This is a genomic window from Halalkalibacter akibai JCM 9157 (assembly GCF_000513135.1).
Lineage (GTDB): Bacteria > Bacillota > Bacilli > Bacillales > Bacillaceae_D > Halalkalibacter > Halalkalibacter akibai.
This window is the reverse complement of record NZ_BAUV01000029.1, coordinates 36,294-53,865: the sequence shown is the minus strand read 5'-3', so window position 1 is coordinate 53,865 and position 17,572 is coordinate 36,294. Positions and strand designations below refer to the sequence as shown.

Genomic DNA, 17,572 nt, shown 5'->3' with positions numbered 1-17,572 from the left:
AAACCAGCGAATTTTTTTCGCTGGTTTAATTGATTTCTTTTTAGAATAGTTAATAAAAGCTTTATCCATAGTCTCCAAGTTTGGCTTGTTGGCCTCTAAAAATGAGACAAGGAGGTTCAGCCATTCTTTTTTAGATTAAAATTACTCATAAAAAGGCACCACCCTTTTTGTTGTTTTCCTTGATTCATAATCAAAAATCCTATTTTTTTTCCTCAAATATTCCTTAAAGTTCAAATTCAATAAAGGTATAAAAAGAACATGCAGACACAATATAACAATTGATTAAAAATTTACATACGAGGAGAATGGCTATGGAAAAACTAATTTTGTGTATCAACAAAAAAATTCCTTTTATAATGTTAGTTTTAGTCTTACTTTTTGCTAGCACAACTGGTGTCAGTGCTCAGTATCAAAACATTCCAACAGCAGGTCTTTATGTAAACGGAGAAGTTGTCGACGGAATTAATCCCATTAAAGTGAACGGTCTATATCACCTTCCATTCGTTCATTTATCTAAAACGTTAGGTTACAATCACATTAAATTTGAGCAAGCTACCTCCACGTTTGAAGTAACAGACGGTTCTACCAAAATTAGAACTACTATGGGAGGAACAAAAGCAAGAAGAGGCGACGAATATATTAACATCGAACCGCCCCGTTGGATTAACGAAACCGCTTATGTCTCGCTCACAGCTGCTGGTTCTTTATTCAATGCCAACATCCACTTCAAGCCAGAAAATGGTTCAATCCAAGTACAGAAACCGGCTCAATTCTACATCGTTGAAACTGGAGATACCTTATGGACCATTGCCGAAGCCCATCATACAACCGTACAGGCTTTGAAGGAAGTAAATCAATTGACTACTAATGTCATTTACGACAATCAAAAGTTAAAGCTACCTCCGAGGAAACAAGTAAAAGAAGTAGAACCAATTAAAGAACAAAAACCGGTTAAACGAGAAGAAGTTAAGCCTAATACCCAAATCCAAAACGTCTTAGATCAAGCTATGCAATATATTGGGGCAGGGTATAAATTTGGAGCTACTTTAGATGAAGCTCCAAATTTATTTGATTGTTCATCGTTTACCCAACTTGTATTTCAGCAAAATGGAGTGGATATTCCCCGCGTTTCGCGAGACCAAGCAGGTATTGGTTATCAAGTGACAGAATTAAAAGCCGGAGACTTAATGTTCTTTACAAACAATGAGTTATATTCAGATGGCAGAGTTGGTCATGTAGGAATCTACATGGGAGACGGCAGTATGATCCATGCATCTAGTTCGCTAGGAGTGAACATTACAGAAAACGTTTTAGGCAATTCCTACTGGGGTGCAAATTATTTATTCTCAAAGCGCGTTATTAATTAATTTCAAAAAAGAGGATGTCTAAAAAAGGTCAATTTTACCCTTTTAAGACATCCTCTTTTTTATTTAATCTAACGAACATCTAAGATCTTGTCTCTAACTATTACTGTAACTCGGTTAATACTTCTTTACATAAACCCATTTTTTCTTTGTGACATCTTCACTTTTGGGGGGAATGCCTTTTATCAATCCTATTTCTTCAATTTCTTTCAACAACTTATTGACTAAGGAAATATCTAACTTACCTCCAAATACAGCGTTCGCAAGTTTTTCTGTCGTAAGTGTTTCTGTTTGATTTTCACGCACATATAAAAGAAGTTTGACTCGTTTTTTCTGACGTTCTTCTTCCTTATATTTACCAGTAAACAGTTTTTTTAATGGTTCACTGACAATTACACCGAGAATAATTCCAAAAAGAACCAAGAATAAATCATATAAAATCACATCCAAACATAATCAACCTTTCTTTAGATTGGTCCGTTAAGCAAGACTAGCTTCTAATGATACTCTATATCCAACCGAAAAGGAAAAAATTTACGATCATGATCCATTGTAGACTTTCCTAGCAAATCATGAGGAAGCAACCTCGTATAATTAATCCTTTTTAAGCACTGTTCTCAACATTTCATTCAAATCTTCTACAGTATCCTCTGTACCTGCCATTTTCAAGACTTTTTATTTCTTTCAACAACTGATCTCTTTTCAGTACTAAATAATTTATCTTATTTATCAGTTTTTTCTTTTTTCTTATAAGTACCCTTTAAAAAGAGTAAGGACATTTTTCTCAACATAAGTTAGCTTAATACCTGCATTATTACATTTTTGCCCAGATTCTGTTAGATAGTCACATTTTTTTAAAAAGTACATCTTTGATTTACAATCTCTTTTATGCTCCAGATTAAATTTACTATCAATTTATCATTGCAGTGTAATCGTGTAAGTTTACTGAGCATCAATTCCATTATTGAAATAAAGCTACCTTCATATTTTTCCCTTTTACTTTAGTTAAGGCCGGGGTGTTAATTAATATGTAATATACCATTAAAGTGCACAATTTTTTTAACACCTTTTTTATAAATGTAAAGTTATTCATACCATTCAATCATTAAATATCAGCAAGATTATACAATTCACAGAAATCCTGCTAAAAAATGAGTGAGCAGACACAAAGTCCACTCACTTCAAAAGTACATATAATAAAATAGTTACCTAGCTAATAACCCTCTTTCTAGTCTGTTTATAAAATTGCAAAAATGCTTTAGCCATTAGTTCAATGTTTGGTTTATTAATTTCTATGATTGTACAAGGTGGGCCGGATACATGGTGTTCTGACGACGGAGGTTTCTTCACGCAGCATCACCCTTAATAGTTATTTAATAGATTCATATTCAATTTGTTATGTAAACTTGCAAGTCCAGCAATGTATCCATCTTGTACTATTTTAAGAACTTAGCTATTTGATTACACAGTTTAGTAGTTACTTACTAGTAAGGTTAACTTCAAATTTAAGTTATTTTTATAGTTTATGTATCTACAGTCACTAAACACTAAACATCAACCTTTTAGAGTTGTAACCTCCTCCCATAAAAATACTTATCATGATTTTCCATAACAATTTACACTTTTAAAATTTTAAAAAATGAAAAACTACTACAAAAAACGCAAAGGTAAATGGTCCTTCACCCATGCGTCAAAAGGCAGTTGCTTCTTCATAATTATCACCTCAAAATATATTTCATAGCAGTTTCAAAGTAAAACTCATCCTTCAAATCACGTTGTTTTTTCTATTCAGTTCCCATAACTATTATAGAAAAAAATTCCGATAAATCCTCGATTCTTACCTTTTCACTTGGCTAATGTTAGTTCTGTACTTTATGTCGTCAAATACCAAAGGCGACCTCTTTAAAGAGATCGCCTTTAATAATGTTTACAGTATCTTTGTTGTACTACGCGATAAAGATCCTGTTATCAAGTTCTTGTCAAATTTAAAATTGTTCTTGCAAAAAAGTAACATTAGCAATTAAGACACTATATCGGGTGCCATGTTTACAATAAAAGTGAATTTACTGCTGCAGCGGTGTTTGTAACGCTCTAAATTTTTTAACTCCTCCATGTTAAGCTGAAGTTATTACAAATACTCCATAGACTTTGCCTTGCAGTGCACCTGTAAACCATAGTTACCCTAATTTAGAGAAGAACGTTGCCATCTTTGGTTTCGGTTCCTAAGATATTCTTAAGAAACAGACTTAACCAGTTGGGATAAAGCTTCTTTCATTGGTGTAACAGGTCGACCTAGAACTTTATCAAAGTCATTGCTTTCAACAGCTAAGGATTCGTTTCGAATACTTTCTTGGATACCAACGACAATTGGAATCACAAAATCCGGAAGGCCAGCATGTTTCATAACCTCAGCATATTCATCATCTGTCACTTGTTGAACGGGGATTTCTTTACCTAATACCTCACTAAGCACTTGGACTAATTCTTCTTGTGTGTAAAGGGGGCCAGAAAGCTCATAGATCGTATTATCGTGGCCACCTTCAGCTAGAACTTTTGCAGCAGCTTCCGCATAATCTTGTTGAGTCGCCCAACCAACTTTACCTTCACCAGCAGATGTTATCCATGGTACACCTGCGATTGCACCTTTGATGCTATCTGTTTCATTTTCCAAATACCAGTTGTTACGTAGGAAAGAGTATGGAATTCCAGTTTTCACGATTGCTGCCTCTGTCGCTACATGTGGTGGAGCCATTAAGTTTGTACTTTCTGTTGCGTTAGCTAGACTAGTGTATGCAATAAAGTTAACTCCGGTACGCTCAGCCGCGGCTACAGCATTTGTGTGTTGCTTTATTCTAGTGTCATTATCACCATCGGCAGAAATAATTAATAGACGGTCAATATCTGCAAATGCTGAATCTAATGATTCCGGATTATCAAAATTTCCTTGCCGAACTTCGATTCCTTTTGCACGTAATCCTGCTGCTTTTTCTGGATTACGAACACTAACTACTAATTGATCAGCAGGTACATTTTTCAATAATGTATCGACTATCTTTGAACCTAGTTTCCCCGTTGCTCCGGTAACTAATAATTTCATTATATATCCCCCATCCTTAATTTCCTGTAACTCATTCGGTTACATGTAATTATTTTAGTTACAGGATGGTGAAATGTCAACTGATTAAGACGATATTATATATTTTGGTTAATTTGATACTATATACTTGTAATCAAATTAATTACACGATAAGATTAGTTTTTAATAAGATTCAATATAGGATGGTGGCTGAATTGTCAATCAGTAGCCGATTTTCAGTAGGAATACACATACTAACTTTAATTGATTTTAATAAAGAAGAAGCAAGTTCTTCCGAATACATGGCTGCCAGTGTAAATACGAACCCAGCCGTGATTAGAAAAATAATGGGAATGTTAAAAAAAGCAGAATTAATCGAAGTACGTCCTGGTGTTGCTGGAGCAAGACTTGTGAAAGAATTATCCGACATTACTTTACTTGACGTGTATAAGGCTGTTAATGTTGTAAAAGAAAATGAACTATTCAACATACATGACACACCAAATCCAAAGTGTCCTGTCGGCAAAAATATTCAGCAAGCCATTGTGCCATTATTCGTATCAGCTCAACTAGCGATGGAGAAAGTCTTAGGAAGTGTAACACTAGAAGATGTGATGAAGGATATAGTCAAAAAAGAGAGTACAGACTGTTTATAAAGACTTTAACAATTGTAAAGTCTTTTGTATTCTTTAATATTTTGGGTCTCAGTTAAAGAGTTTTAGAGTTGATATTAATACTAAATCTGAAAGACTAGACTTCTTTTCTAATAAAATCACTATTGTCCCTCGATATGAGACCTTATATTTACTCGCTTTTGATGTTGAGCTTAAGTACTAAGACAGCTAAACAAAAATAATTAGTATTGATAATGGAAGAAAGAACCCCATTAAAAAAACCAAGATCAAGTTAATGGAGCTGGATCTTGGTCTTCAGCGTTATATGGGATCAAGAGCGACTTCAAATACTCTGTATCATCAAAGGTTGGATCAAGCCATATATCATATATATCGTCAGGTATTATTGCAGGCATTCTAATTCACTTTTTCGTTAGCTCGTTCGGTCTAGTGGTAATAAATGTACAAGAAGTGATTGCCTCCACTCCTCATATAAGCAGCTATAGCAAACGCAAACGGTTTGCGGTCCTTCAACACGAAACGATAAGGAAACTTGCCCATCGCTGTTATTCCCATTCATAAAATCCATCGCTTAAAATCAAGACAATGCCTTCTTATAAATGCTTGTTTAAAATTAGTCTTTTCATCAACTGTCTCCGCCGTAGCATTGGTAAGCTTAGAGCCAATCTTTACATCTTTTGCCCAAGGAGGAATCAGATTCCTTTGCATCATATTCCCTTCTCTGTTGTCTCCTCCTCAAGTTAGCTCTAATATCTGTTGGCTAGGTGCGATATTATAACGTGGTGTGAGTTCTTGATTCATTTCAAATTAGAATTGATGCTGTAAAGTAGTAATATCGGTAGCGATTGTGCAACATGCACACATAGATTCATTTCTCTTCTATTGTAAATATAATTTCTAAACAAAATTCCTTTCCACACGATAACGTCTATTAAATTAATAATTCCCATTGTATCAAAGGCAATTTGCGCCAACCACAGCATTACGATTGTCGACATTCAAATTCTCTAGAAGTGATTCTCGTTCTCTTCAAAATTGGCATCGGCAAAGCCTATAGATTATTTTGATACAAGTTCTATTGTGTTGAATAATCGTCCATTGATAATAGTATCGATGGACGATTATGAATCATACAACCACAGCTTGTAAAAGCGACATCCTGAAAGGCCGAACCTTTGACTTCTCTTATCGTTCCACAATTACAAGAAGACATTCAATTTAGTAGTGCCTTTCAGTTCTCTACCCGTTTTAGAATAGTCCATTTCCAAAACGTCATATTCGGCTAAATCACTCAATTTTTTCCACCAACAAAGGTCCGTACTGGGTTCGATCAGTGAGCTCCATCCTGTCAAGGTCGAGTTACTAGTTCACGAAGAAAAAAAGAGAATACATAAATCTTATTGTAGTGCGGGTTTCAGAAGACGGTAAAAATTCTAATTAACTCTAGAAAACTTAAATTATTTAAGTCTGTAATCAAAATGTGATCACAGACTTCCCTTCTTTAGAATAAAAGAATTACAAGATGATACTTGCCTCTCTTATTATGTTAATTCTCATCATACTAATTTCCTGTTTTGTCTTTCGTAGTAATGTCGAATGATATTTAACTTAGGCTTGATTAATATCTAACTGACTTTTCTTTAGCAATTGACGATCAATCTCGAATAATCGAGATTAATTTCTTCCAGAATCAATTGCTTCCTGTTATGTAACTAAGATAAGGCTGTTATAAGTGGCCTTCTTAAAATACCAAAAAGGAGAACCATTTAAGTTCTCCATACAACATTAATTTGATAAATTCATTGCAATCTCAGAAGCATTTAGGTCCACCTTTAACTGCTCTTTTAAATCACTAGGAAGATAATATCCTTTAGCTACCAAATATTGATATATTTTTTCGTGCGCCTCAATCGCGTCGTTTAATTGTTGACGCAATGCCGTTCTTATTTCCGGGGTGGTTGCTTCCGTTAAAGCAAACGTTGTATTTCTAACCCCTGCTTTTGCAGTAATTAAGAAATCGGTAGCAATCACTTGATCCGTCAGTGCAGCCATTCCAGCCATATTTTGCAGCAAATTCGTCATAGATTAGGACCCCCATTTTGTAGTAATTCTTGTAATTGTTGTACATGTTGCTTTCCTGTTGTGACATCCATTGTTAAAATTGCTTTTAATTCTTCACATTCAACCAAGCTACTCATTGTTGACGACTTCGTCAAACAAAGGTTCTTAAAGGTTAGTAATTCATGTAATTCTAAAGTTTCATGAAGCGCATACTTTGTAGTCATCTTCTCACTCCTAATGTTATAAGGCTTTTGCTCAGTTATGTTACGTATTTTTATTTTTATTATTCAAAAATTTTTAGCGATTATGGTGACAGAAGATTTTTATAAATCCGGATATTCCCAACCTTTAGAGATAAAATAAACTTTGTCAAGACAGGAGGTGAAATCATGCAACCAGGAAATCTTGCTTACCACGAAACAATGGAGACACACGAGCTATTAAATTTTAAAACAGTCGGCTTACTAAAATCAAAAATGATGCAAGGGATCGTATTTGATCAAGATCTAAAAGCAATGATGGAAAAAAACGTTCAACAATCAATAAAAGATATACAAGAACTTCAAGCCCTTTATCAACAGGCAAAAACTCATTAAGTGAGGTGATAGAAAGTGAATGATTATTTAGATCCAATTAACTCGGTTGGGATGCCCGAGCAAGCGGATTCAGGAATCGCGCTTGATTTATTATTAACAGCAAAAGAAGCAGTTAGAAATTATGCCATTGCTCTGACGGAAGCTGCGAGCCCAGAGCTTAGAATGACATTACGTAATCAAATGGAAGTAGCGATTGATTACCACGAAGAAGTATCGAAACTGATGATGGAGAAAAAGTGGTTCCATCCTTATAACATATCTGAGCAAAAGAAACTGGACCTTCAAGCCGCGCAAACAGCAGTGGATATTGCCGGTCTTAATCTCTTCCCAGGTAATACAAATCGTAAAGGATTATTCCCTACCCCACCACAGTGATTATGAAAATAATGGAGGATTACTCATGAAAGCAGTTACCTTTCAAGGTGTTAAAAATATTATCGTTAAAGATGTAAAGGCACCAAGTATCCAAAAACCTGATGATATCATTGTCAAATTAACACATACAGCCATTTGTGGATCTGATTTGCACTTAATACATGGAATGATACCGAATTTACAAGAAGATTATATTATTGGACATGAACCAATGGGGGTTGTGGAAGAAGTCGGTCCCGAAGTTACAAAGCTAAAGAAAGGTGACCGTGTCATTATCCCGTTTAATGTAAGCTGCGGTAAATGCTGGTTCTGTGAGCATGAGCTAGAAAGCCAATGTGACACTGCAAACGATAACGGTGAGATGGGAGCTTATTTTGGCTATTCAGGAACAACAGGGGGGTTTCCTGGAGGACAAGCTGAATATATGCGTGTACCATATGGAAATTTTACCCCATTCAAGATTCCTGAGGATAGTGAAGTAGAAGATGAGAAATTGGTGTTACTTGCTGATGCTGGTTCAACGGCATATTGGAGTGTTGATAACTCCGGGATGAAAGAAGGAGACACCGTCATTATTCTTGGCTGCGGACCAGTTGGACTTTTGGCCCAAAAGTTTGCTTGGCTAAAAGGGGCAAAGCGAGTTATTGCTGTTGATTACGTAGGCTATCGTTTAGAACATGCTAAGCGTACAAATAATGTTGAAGTGGTCAATTTTGAGGATCACGAAAATGTCGGTGCCTATTTACACGATTTAACTAATGGCGGAGCAGATGTAGTCATCGATTGTGTAGGAATGAGTGGAAAGATGACCGACATTGAATTTTTAGCCTCTGGGTTAAAGCTGCATGGTGGTGCAATGAGTGCACTTGTCATGGCGAGTCAAGCTGTACGAAAAGGTGGAAACATTCAAATCACAGGTGTTTACTCATCTAGGTATAACGGTTTTCCATTAGGAGATATTTTCCAACGCAATGTAAATATTAGAACAGGACAAGCACCTGTAATTCACTATATGCCATACTTACATGACTTAATTGCATCCGGGAAAGTAGACCCCGGGGATGTTGTTACACATATTTTGCCTCTAGATCAGGCGAAGCATGGGTATGAAATTTTTGACACGAAAATGGATAATTGTATTAAAGTTGTCTTAAAACCATAAAAATATTATGTAAAAGAGAGGTTCAGTCATGACCCCAAAAAACAATTCATTAGGAATATTCGCAATACTCTTAACAACTATTTATACAGCAATATTAACTACACTGTTAATGAATACTAAACAAAGGGTTGATTTTCTTTATTATAAAAATAAATTCAATAGTTAAGGGAGTAAAAGACGATGGTGAATACCTCGTCTATACTCCCCTACTTTATTTGAACTTCGTTACAATTTTTCGACTTTAATAAACACCATATACATCGGGACAATCAGATTCAATTGGGATATAAAAACAATGCTCCTTATAACGTCCGGAATTCCATTGGCCCCACCATTGTTCTGGACACGGACCATCTGGCCGAAAGAACCATAAAGCAAATTCAGCTGGCCTATGTCTCTCTCCGTTGATAACTCTCTCAGCTAATCGAATTTCCTTTTCTCTTGCCCGCTGATAAAAATAAGGAAAATGAACAGCTTCAAATCCTCCTGGCGATTGCCACACCATTCTTTCAATTGAATTAACGTCAACAAAATCCAAACAACCTACTCGAACCCGGTTAACACAAACATTTGCTACAAGCAACATGCCTAGTTCACCTTCACCTTCAGCTTCTGCCCTAATTAATCTTGCGAGCAATTTCCGGTCATTTGCATTAGTTTTTATGACGGCCAAATGAATTTCCTCCTTGATTTGAGAAATTTATAAAATTATATGTCGAAATATACACTTTCATACTTGAACATTTCCTGTAATGGATTGTTTCAAGCGGGAAATTTAATATGATGTTGATAACCTATTTATCTTACTTGTAGTTGAAAAATGTACAAGTGGTAAGTCTAATAAACTCATTTTATACAAGTAAGATTTTGAAAAGAACAGACATAGAAAGCATTTAAGATAATGTCATATTAACATTCTAAGCTGATCAGCAAATTAAATAAGGAATAATATTTTAAATGACTACATTTATTCAACAAATTTTGTTCTTTAATATTTTAAAAAAACAACAGTCATTTAGAGTTAATGCGTCGTCTTCCCAAAGCCATAGTCCTTGTTGATGTTTCAAACAAGGACTAGCTCTATATGACCAATTGACTAAGGTCTTTTATCCTAACATTTGAAGTGAAGCTTCGACCTAGTCTGAATGGAGTAAGGCATAGAGCTGTGAAATCATATCAATATTTCTAGAGTTCTAAGAGTCCAATAATGCTCAACAAATGTTAGCTGAAAACAAAATCAGGATATGGTTAGTTCTACTGTAGCAACCTAGTTAAAAGAAGGTGATAATTGAATGCGTATCTGAAATAAAGAGAAAGGTCCCTAATCGCCCGCATAGTAATGTGTTATTAGTCAGTGGGACTAGGCGCCAAATTTCAAAGACGCTGCTTAATATCATTCTATCCCAAATAATCACAGACCACTTAATACAAAGTGGTCTGTGATTATTTCCGATTCTCATTCCTCAATTCAATTATAGCAACTGTCTCCCTATAGCTTGAATGGTGATCGCAGATAGATTGATGTAGTTGTGTTTTACCCCTAATTTGCCCAGAGAAAATTTTAATTTTTCTAAGCTTTTTTATTTACTGCACTTAAATACAAGTTTACTGAACCATTCACTTCCATTGTGACTAACTTAATAAGTCATCAAATTCTTTCTGTGTATGTGCTCTTATCTACTGCCTCGTAATAAGCTAGGCGACTTTAATAACAATTGGTGGAAGGCCGTCTTTCATGAGTTCCAAATTTAATAATAAGCGCGACTACCCAACGATTAATTTTGTTAATAGAACTAACAAGACGCTTAACATTACAATATGGCTAGCCATGAGTACTCTAAGCTTTTTAAAGCTTTAGAAGTGGGACGAAAACGCGTAATACCCATTTCTTGACCATATCTTTAATTATAATGGCATCCCTTGTATCACTTTGGATTGTTGAAAATAATGCACTACAGAAATGCTAAATACGGCTACACACAGCTAATATACCTACACTCATTAATGCAATTACAAGACCTAAAGCAAAACTTCTTTTACACAAAAGAATTGAAAAAGACGACAGTGAAGTATATATTAGTTCTCATTTAATAAAACCTCCTCAGCGGAAAACCTATCTTGAGGAGGTTCTAACAGTAATTTAATTGGAATTCAACGCCTCTTGTATTTCACCGCTTACTTCTTGATGGTAAATTTCCTCATATGATTCTGCCAAATTAGAACGATTTACAGCCAATGATGGAACAGCTACATAAGGAGGAGTTTCTACACCAATCATCGCCAAGGCAGCCAATCTAGCTTCTGCTACGCCTTGGTCAAACGGGCGTTGCGATCCAATTCCAGCTACAAATTCATTTTTAGCCATAGCGTAAGCTACTTCATTCCCTAAGTTTTCATTCACAACTTTAAATTCTTGCGGTGATTTTCCTGCAACCCTTGCAGCGGCTAAAGCTCCCATTGCAGGAATATCCCAGCTAGCATACATTCCTTCTAAATTAGGATATCTAGTCAAAATAGCAGCAGCAACCTCTTGAGATTTATTCGGGTCTTGAAACCCTTGTACTGTAACTAGTTTAATATTAGGGTAATTTGCCTCCAGCCTAGCAACAAACCCCTGGTAGCGCTGATTTGTTACATAAAAGTCTGGTGCATAATACAGTGCGGCAACTTCACCTTCGCCCCCAAGTGCATTTGCCAGTTCATCAGCAATATTCATCCCAAGGCCAAAACTATCTGCTGAAACAACTGATACATAATCTTTGCCTGGTTCCATTCCCGCTGCCGGCTGATCCATAAATACAATTTTTGTTCCGGCTTCAGCAAGAGCTTTATAAGCGCCGGCTGTTGTCTGTCCATCAAGAGGAATGCTGACAAGAATATCTGGATTTCTTACTCCTATAGTCTCAAGATCTGAAATCTGTTTCGTATCATCAAAGTTTGCATTTGTTTCAGAAATAATCTCAATCCCTAAATTGGTAAATTCAGATTTAATACCAGCCAGCTGTTGTTCAGACCAATCATCTCCCAGAAATCCCATTGCAATAGCAGCAGTAATATTACTTTCTCTTATTTTTTCAGCTTGTTCATCCATGATGACAATTTCACTTGCCGAAACTGCTTCTTCCCCATGAGGTCCATTACTTACAATAATATTAGAAACGTTGTCCATTTTAGCTGCTTTAAGTTGTTCCTCAGAAGGTTCCTCATACCATGCCGGATGGGTTACTTCAATATCTTTGTTTGAATCAATCGTTGCGTCTCTACTAACTTGCTCTACATTATTACTGCAGTCAATTAATCCAAAAGAAAGAAACAACAGTGACATTAACTTTAAGTTCCCTTTATAGAAACTAATTTTTTTCATAATGCCCCCCTATATGTTTAATTAAATGACGAAAACTAGAATCATAAATACAGATTTTATTTGACTTTTCATATCGTTTTAGATGGAAATAGAGATAGGAAAAGATCTTCTTCTGGATTATCTCTAATTACTTATTTTTATTTCTTTTTCTATATTTTAAAAACCGATTGAACGGAGAGGGAAAAGCTCTCCCTATCCGTAACCGGTTACATCAGATGAAACTACTTATTCATAACTTTTTTACTACAGTTGTTAGCCAGTCTTAATATTTATTACAAATCGTTACCGTAAAACCGGCTCTTCTTTTTTAATAAATTCAAGCAACACTTGACTTAATTCTTCCGGACACTCTTCAGCTAATTGATGTCCCCATGGTAGAATCACTTCCTCAACGTTCTCTGCTACTAAGTTCATTTCGCGAGTATTCTCCTCAGCGATAAAATACTTACTGCCTAAGGCCAGCACCGGCATTTTCAACTTGGTCTTAGCTGCCTCTAGGAAAAATTCAGCATCTTGGAACGTAGCACGATATACTTCAAACATAGAACGCAAACCGCCTGGTGCTGAGTAACATCTTACATACTCGTCAATCGCCTCATCACTTACGGCAGTCGGATCGTAGCACTCATGCTTAATGAAGTGAGAATAATATGCTTTTTCTCTACCCGAAATAAGAAGCTCAGGAAAATCACGTACATTATAAAAGTTGATATGCCAAATCCAAGCATTTGTTTTAACATTTTCTGGTGTTAGATGTGACCATTCTTCCAATCCGAATCCCGGTAGAAGCATTTCCTGATAAACTAGTTTTTTCACTCTATTCGGGTATTGTGCTGCTAATGCATACGCAACTGCTGCACCCCAGTCTTCCCCTACAAGGTGGAACGTATCATAACCTAAAGCAGTCATCAGTTGAGCGATATCTTCAGCCATATTTGGCATGTCATATCCAGCTAGAGTACGTCCGGAATCACCAAAACCACGAAGATCTGGTACAATAACCGTGTATTCTGATGACAAATTCGGTACTACATTCCGCCAGTAATAAGATGTTTTCGGTACACCATGTAAAAGAACAATAGGCTCTCCAGATCCGGCTGTGTAATAGTGAAGACGTACTCCGTTAACTGTTTCACGACCATGTGTTACTCTGTTTCCATTGTGATCTTTAATGATTTGTGCCATTTTTTTCGCCTCTTTCTTAATATTTTTTTAACCAATTAATAGATTGTGAACAACTTGTAAACGGTTACGCAAATTAGATTATTACGTCTTTATTACATTCTTTATGTAACCTCTTCTACTAAACTCCTTTCTATTAGGTTTTAATTGCTATATTTGAATTGTATAGGGATCTATTAAAAGTGTCTAATGAGCTTTAGACACCGTATCTCTCTGTTTATGGTCGCTTTCTGTCTAGTTAGACACATCCTTTATTCTTCTAGACAAAAAAGTCACAAGTTTCAAAAAAAAAAATTACTCAATCTGATTTACATTCAATCAACTGGGATCATTCATCTTTCATATTTTACGTCAATAACCGCCTCTATTTCACTTTGTTACCTCGCAACCGCCTTAGACTCTACCAACTACGTAAACAATTAATGAAGTTCTAAACATATTATTCTGCAGAACTAGACTTTTGTAAGCTGCTACTACAAACTGAATAAGCTTTTAAGAGATGGTGTGCTGTCATATAACCCTGATGTACAAGGCTCTAAGCATACGATGAGTTCCTACATCATGGACAGTATATACGTGGAATTGTAAATTTTTACATAGTAAGGTCTAATAACCCTTAGACACTTTAATCTTCCTTTTAAATAGGCTATCTTTTAAATGAAACGAACCATCAATCCATACAGACAAAACAACCATAAATTTCAGAAAAATAAATAAAAATTTAAAACCCAAGCTAATTTAAAATCAACTTGGGTTTAGTAATCTTTCATTATTATTAAGTTATAAGTTCTCTGTAAGTATTCCCTTACCCCACTCCCGCCTTTAAACTCTGCAATTCTACCAACTTATGCTTCGATATCCTTGCCGTCTCCGAATAATTTTTAAAATGAGCCTTATACATCTGACCTACTGTTTCCACTCTAGTCAAGTGATCCAAGTTAATGATATACGACCGATGTACGGTCATAAAACGGGAATCAAGAAGATATTCGTAGCTGGATAATGACTCGTTTGTTTGATATTTATAATGCTCTGTATGAATAATCGATTTCCGGTTAGATTTTTCAATAAATAGGATTTCTGCAGGTGAAAGAAAGGTGATCTGATTGTTTCTTTTAATCATTAAATCTTTATTTGCATAACCTTTTTCAATAGTGATTCGATTTTGATATAATCTGGTTTCCGCACGCTCTAGAGCCATGAATAGTCTTTCTATATCGATCGGTTTGAGAATATAATCAACAGCGCTTACCTCAAACGCACCTAAAGCAAAATTGTCATAACCTGATGTAAAGATTACCTCAAGAGACGGATGAAGTCTTTTGCATATTTTAACTGCCTCCATTCCATTCAAAAAAGGCATTTCAATATCTACTATCGCAATATCTGGTTTTTCATTCATAATTAAGCGAACGAACTCTTCTCCATCTACTGCTTCACCAGCGATTTGAAAGCGTGGAAGATTTTCAATAAAGCACTTTAATAGTTTTCTTGAAGCCTTGTCATCCTCAGCAATTAATACTTTCATTATGAACCCTCCAAGTTCCCAAATATAAACTATATATAAAAAAGCAAGGGAAATGCCCCTTGCTTCTCCTTACGCCCACCACATTTCCGAGATTTCTTCTTTAAATAGGGCTGCTTTTAATAGTGCTATCGCTTTCCCAAGTCCTTCGTCAATCGATGCAAGCGTATCTTCGTGTTCAATTGAGAGGACGTAGTCGTAGCCAACTGCCCGAAGTGCACTGATCATATCGTGCCACGTCTTTGCGTCATGACCATATCCTACCGTTCGAAACGTCCATGAACGATCAAGGACTTGACTATAATGTTTCGTATCTAGGACGCCATTTACACTGATATTCGCTTGATCTAAATACGTATCCTTTGCATGAAAGTGGAAAATAGCTTTTTCACGTCCAAGTTTTTTTATTGCTTCAACTGGGTCAATTCCTTGCCATACGAGATGACTTGGATCAAAGTTTGCCCCAATACTAGGGCCCACTTGCTCCCTTAATTTCAGCAATGTTTCTGGATTATAGACAACAAAGCCAGGATGCATCTCAAAGGCAATTTGGTTGATTCCATGTGATTCGGCGAATGCTGCTTCTTTTTTCCAATATGGAATAACAACCTCATTCCACTGCCATTCAAGCATTTCGCTATATTCAGGCGGCCATGAACAAGTAACCCAGTTCGGGAACTTTGCATCTTTGTGATCACCTGGACAACCGGAAAATCCATTTACAACGGGTACTTCTAAACGTTCTGCTAATAAAACGGTTTTTCGCCATGACTCATGGGATTCATTTGCAAACTTCCTGTTAGGATGAAGTGGGTTGCCATGGAAGCTCAACCCGCTAATGCTAAGGCCTCTTGCTTCAATAGCTTTTTTATATTCGTTTAATTTCGTAGAGTTATCTAGTAATTCTGCTGGATTACAATGATTTGTCCCAGGGTAGGTTCCAGTACCTAACTCGACTGTTTCTATCCCCATTTCAGCAACTTTATCTAGCATTTCTTCAAAAGGTAGATTTTGATAGAGGACGGTAAAGACTCCTAATCTCACGACTTGACCTCCTGTACTACGTTCACTTTTACCCACTTTTGGTTTGTATGACTCTCTAGAATCGCATCTGTAATACACATGGAAAGGTGGCCATCTGCAAATGTCGCAAAGTTCGTTTGATCTTTTAATGGATCTTTTCCTTCACGAATAAAAGTATAGAAGTTTTTCATCTTGTTTTTTAACGCATCAGGCCAGCCCTCGTTATGACCACCTGGATGATGAATCGAGTCCCTCGCTTCATTACTAAACAAAGCTGGATCTGCTAAAAGAGTTTCATTTGCGCGGCCACGATGCCCAATCCATAGCTTCTCTGGTTCTTCCTGATTCCAATAAGCGGAACTTTTGCTTCCGTTAATTTCAAAGCTTAATCGATTTTTACGTCCTGCACTTACTTGCGATACAGTAAAGACACCGCTTGTACCGTCATCAAAGCGAATGAGAACGGATGCATAGTCCTCTGTGTTGATTGATACCTCTTCATACTGTTGATCCGCCGTCTCTTGAGCTCCGAACGTAGCCACATTTCCGATAGCTTTCTTTCTTACTGGGATAATGGTTGCTAAATCGGCGAATACTTCAACAATTTGCTTACCTGTTACATATTGAACCGTATCGCACCAATGCGATCCAATATCGGCGATCGCACGCGACTTCCCACCTGCTTCTGGTGCTAATCGCCAGTTATAATCTGTTTCATATAAAAGCCAGTCTTGCAAATAGCTTCCGTGAACAAGATTTACTTTCCCTAATTCATTGTTTTTAATCATCGTTTCTAATTGCTTTAAAATAGGGAATTGGCGATAGTTAAAGTTAACCCCGTTAACAACACCATGCTCTTTAGCTAACTCTAGCAATTCTCTTGATTCTTCACTTGACATCGCTAACGGTTTTTCTGATAAAACATGTTTACCTGCTAAAATAATCTCTTTATTTATCGCAAAATGCAGATGATTTGGTGTACAATTGTGTACAACTTGAATCTCTTCATCGCGCAGCAGTTCCTTGTAATCTCCGTATGCTTTTGGAATGCCTAACTCAGCAGCTTTTTGTTCAGCCACCTCAAGGCTCGATTCTGCTAGTCCTACTACCTCAACAAATCCTAATCGTCTGACCGCTTCAATGTGAGTTGGTCCTATAAATCCTGTTCCAATGACACCTACTTTGATTTTATTCATACTAACTCACCTC

At 36.3% G+C, this 17,572-nt stretch carries 18 protein-coding genes; 5 read left to right on the top strand and 13 right to left on the bottom strand.

What is annotated here, in order from left to right:
- Positions 1–311 precede the first annotated feature (311 nt).
- On the top strand, positions 312–1,367 hold the full coding sequence (locus JCM9157_RS15125; protein WP_235715028.1) for a C40 family peptidase: 1,056 nt from the start codon (positions 312–314) through the stop codon (positions 1,365–1,367).
- Positions 1,368–1,481: 114 nt separating this feature from the next.
- Here the strand turns inward: JCM9157_RS15125 and JCM9157_RS15120 are convergent, their stop codons facing one another.
- Both JCM9157_RS15120 and JCM9157_RS15115 read right to left on the bottom strand, forming a co-directional pair.
- Positions 1,482–1,808 (bottom strand): hypothetical protein, encoded by a 327-nt coding sequence (locus JCM9157_RS15120; protein ID WP_235715030.1) that lies wholly within the window; start codon positions 1,806–1,808, stop codon positions 1,482–1,484.
- 1,789 nt (positions 1,809–3,597) lie between these two features.
- Positions 3,598–4,461, bottom strand: a complete 864-nt coding sequence (locus tag JCM9157_RS15115) for an SDR family oxidoreductase (protein WP_035665979.1) — start codon at positions 4,459–4,461, stop codon at positions 3,598–3,600.
- A gap of 194 nt (positions 4,462–4,655) precedes the next feature.
- On the opposite strand from JCM9157_RS15115, the gene JCM9157_RS15110 reads away from it, so the two are divergent.
- Complete coding sequence (locus tag JCM9157_RS15110; RefSeq protein WP_035665977.1) at positions 4,656–5,096, top strand: Rrf2 family transcriptional regulator; 441 nt, start codon at positions 4,656–4,658, stop codon at positions 5,094–5,096.
- A gap of 245 nt (positions 5,097–5,341) precedes the next feature.
- Here JCM9157_RS15110 and JCM9157_RS25445 read toward each other — a convergent pair whose 3' ends face one another.
- The 5 genes from JCM9157_RS25445 to JCM9157_RS15095 all read right to left on the bottom strand — a co-directional run bounded on the left by JCM9157_RS25445 (position 5,342) and on the right by JCM9157_RS15095 (position 7,360).
- Positions 5,342–5,470, bottom strand: coding sequence for an SOS response-associated peptidase (locus tag JCM9157_RS25445; protein WP_148296890.1), 129 nt, complete (start codon positions 5,468–5,470; stop codon positions 5,342–5,344).
- Positions 5,471–5,630: 160 nt separating this feature from the next.
- Entirely contained in the window at positions 5,631–5,783 is a 153-nt protein-coding gene (locus tag JCM9157_RS24450) for an SOS response-associated peptidase family protein (protein WP_158318627.1), read from the bottom strand.
- Between the two features lie 89 nt (positions 5,784–5,872).
- The gene (locus tag JCM9157_RS24445; RefSeq protein ID WP_148296888.1) at positions 5,873–6,073 is read right to left on the bottom strand and encodes a hypothetical protein; all 201 of its coding nucleotides are present in this window, start codon (positions 6,071–6,073) and stop codon (positions 5,873–5,875) included.
- A gap of 787 nt (positions 6,074–6,860) precedes the next feature.
- Positions 6,861–7,157 carry a spore coat protein gene (locus tag JCM9157_RS15100; protein WP_035665975.1) on the bottom strand — a complete coding sequence of 99 codons (297 nt, stop codon included), beginning with the start codon at positions 7,155–7,157 and terminating at the stop codon, positions 6,861–6,863.
- On the bottom strand, positions 7,154–7,360 hold the full coding sequence (locus JCM9157_RS15095) for a hypothetical protein (RefSeq protein WP_035665973.1): 207 nt from the start codon (positions 7,358–7,360) through the stop codon (positions 7,154–7,156). The genes JCM9157_RS15100 and JCM9157_RS15095 overlap by 4 nt, the downstream gene beginning before the upstream one ends.
- Positions 7,361–7,525: 165 nt before the next feature.
- Here JCM9157_RS15095 and JCM9157_RS15090 point away from each other — a divergent pair, with 165 nt between their 5' ends.
- Genes JCM9157_RS15090 through JCM9157_RS15080 form a run of 3 tightly spaced genes read left to right on the top strand, consistent with a single transcriptional unit; the run spans position 7,526 to position 9,269 of the window.
- A complete protein-coding gene (locus JCM9157_RS15090) occupies positions 7,526–7,732 on the top strand; it encodes a hypothetical protein (protein ID WP_035665970.1) in 207 nt (68 codons plus the stop codon).
- Positions 7,733–7,747: 15 nt separating this feature from the next.
- Positions 7,748–8,107, top strand: coding sequence for a spore coat protein (locus JCM9157_RS15085; protein ID WP_035665967.1), 360 nt, complete (start codon positions 7,748–7,750; stop codon positions 8,105–8,107).
- 25 nt (positions 8,108–8,132) lie between these two features.
- Complete coding sequence (locus JCM9157_RS15080) at positions 8,133–9,269, top strand: zinc-dependent alcohol dehydrogenase (RefSeq protein ID WP_035665965.1); 1,137 nt, start codon at positions 8,133–8,135, stop codon at positions 9,267–9,269.
- Positions 9,270–9,510: 241 nt separating this feature from the next.
- Here JCM9157_RS15080 and JCM9157_RS15075 read toward each other — a convergent pair whose 3' ends face one another.
- The 6 genes from JCM9157_RS15075 to JCM9157_RS15050 form a co-directional block, all read right to left on the bottom strand.
- Complete coding sequence (locus JCM9157_RS15075) at positions 9,511–9,942, bottom strand: cell wall hydrolase (protein WP_035665956.1); 432 nt, start codon at positions 9,940–9,942, stop codon at positions 9,511–9,513.
- 1,467 nt (positions 9,943–11,409) lie between these two features.
- On the bottom strand, positions 11,410–12,633 hold the full coding sequence (locus JCM9157_RS15070) for a substrate-binding domain-containing protein (RefSeq protein ID WP_035665954.1): 1,224 nt from the start codon (positions 12,631–12,633) through the stop codon (positions 11,410–11,412).
- A 282-nt stretch (positions 12,634–12,915) separates the two neighbouring features.
- The gene (locus JCM9157_RS15065; RefSeq protein WP_035665953.1) at positions 12,916–13,818 is read right to left on the bottom strand and encodes an alpha/beta fold hydrolase; all 903 of its coding nucleotides are present in this window, start codon (positions 13,816–13,818) and stop codon (positions 12,916–12,918) included.
- An 802-nt stretch (positions 13,819–14,620) separates the two neighbouring features.
- Positions 14,621–15,343 (bottom strand): LytR/AlgR family response regulator transcription factor, encoded by a 723-nt coding sequence (locus JCM9157_RS15060; RefSeq protein WP_035665948.1) that lies wholly within the window; start codon positions 15,341–15,343, stop codon positions 14,621–14,623.
- Positions 15,344–15,412: 69 nt separating this feature from the next.
- Positions 15,413–16,384, bottom strand: coding sequence for a sugar phosphate isomerase/epimerase family protein (locus JCM9157_RS15055; protein ID WP_035665946.1), 972 nt, complete (start codon positions 16,382–16,384; stop codon positions 15,413–15,415).
- The gene (locus JCM9157_RS15050) at positions 16,381–17,559 is read right to left on the bottom strand and encodes a Gfo/Idh/MocA family protein (protein ID WP_035665943.1); all 1,179 of its coding nucleotides are present in this window, start codon (positions 17,557–17,559) and stop codon (positions 16,381–16,383) included. The genes JCM9157_RS15055 and JCM9157_RS15050 overlap by 4 nt, the downstream gene beginning before the upstream one ends.
- Positions 17,560–17,572: the final 13 nt, after the last annotated feature.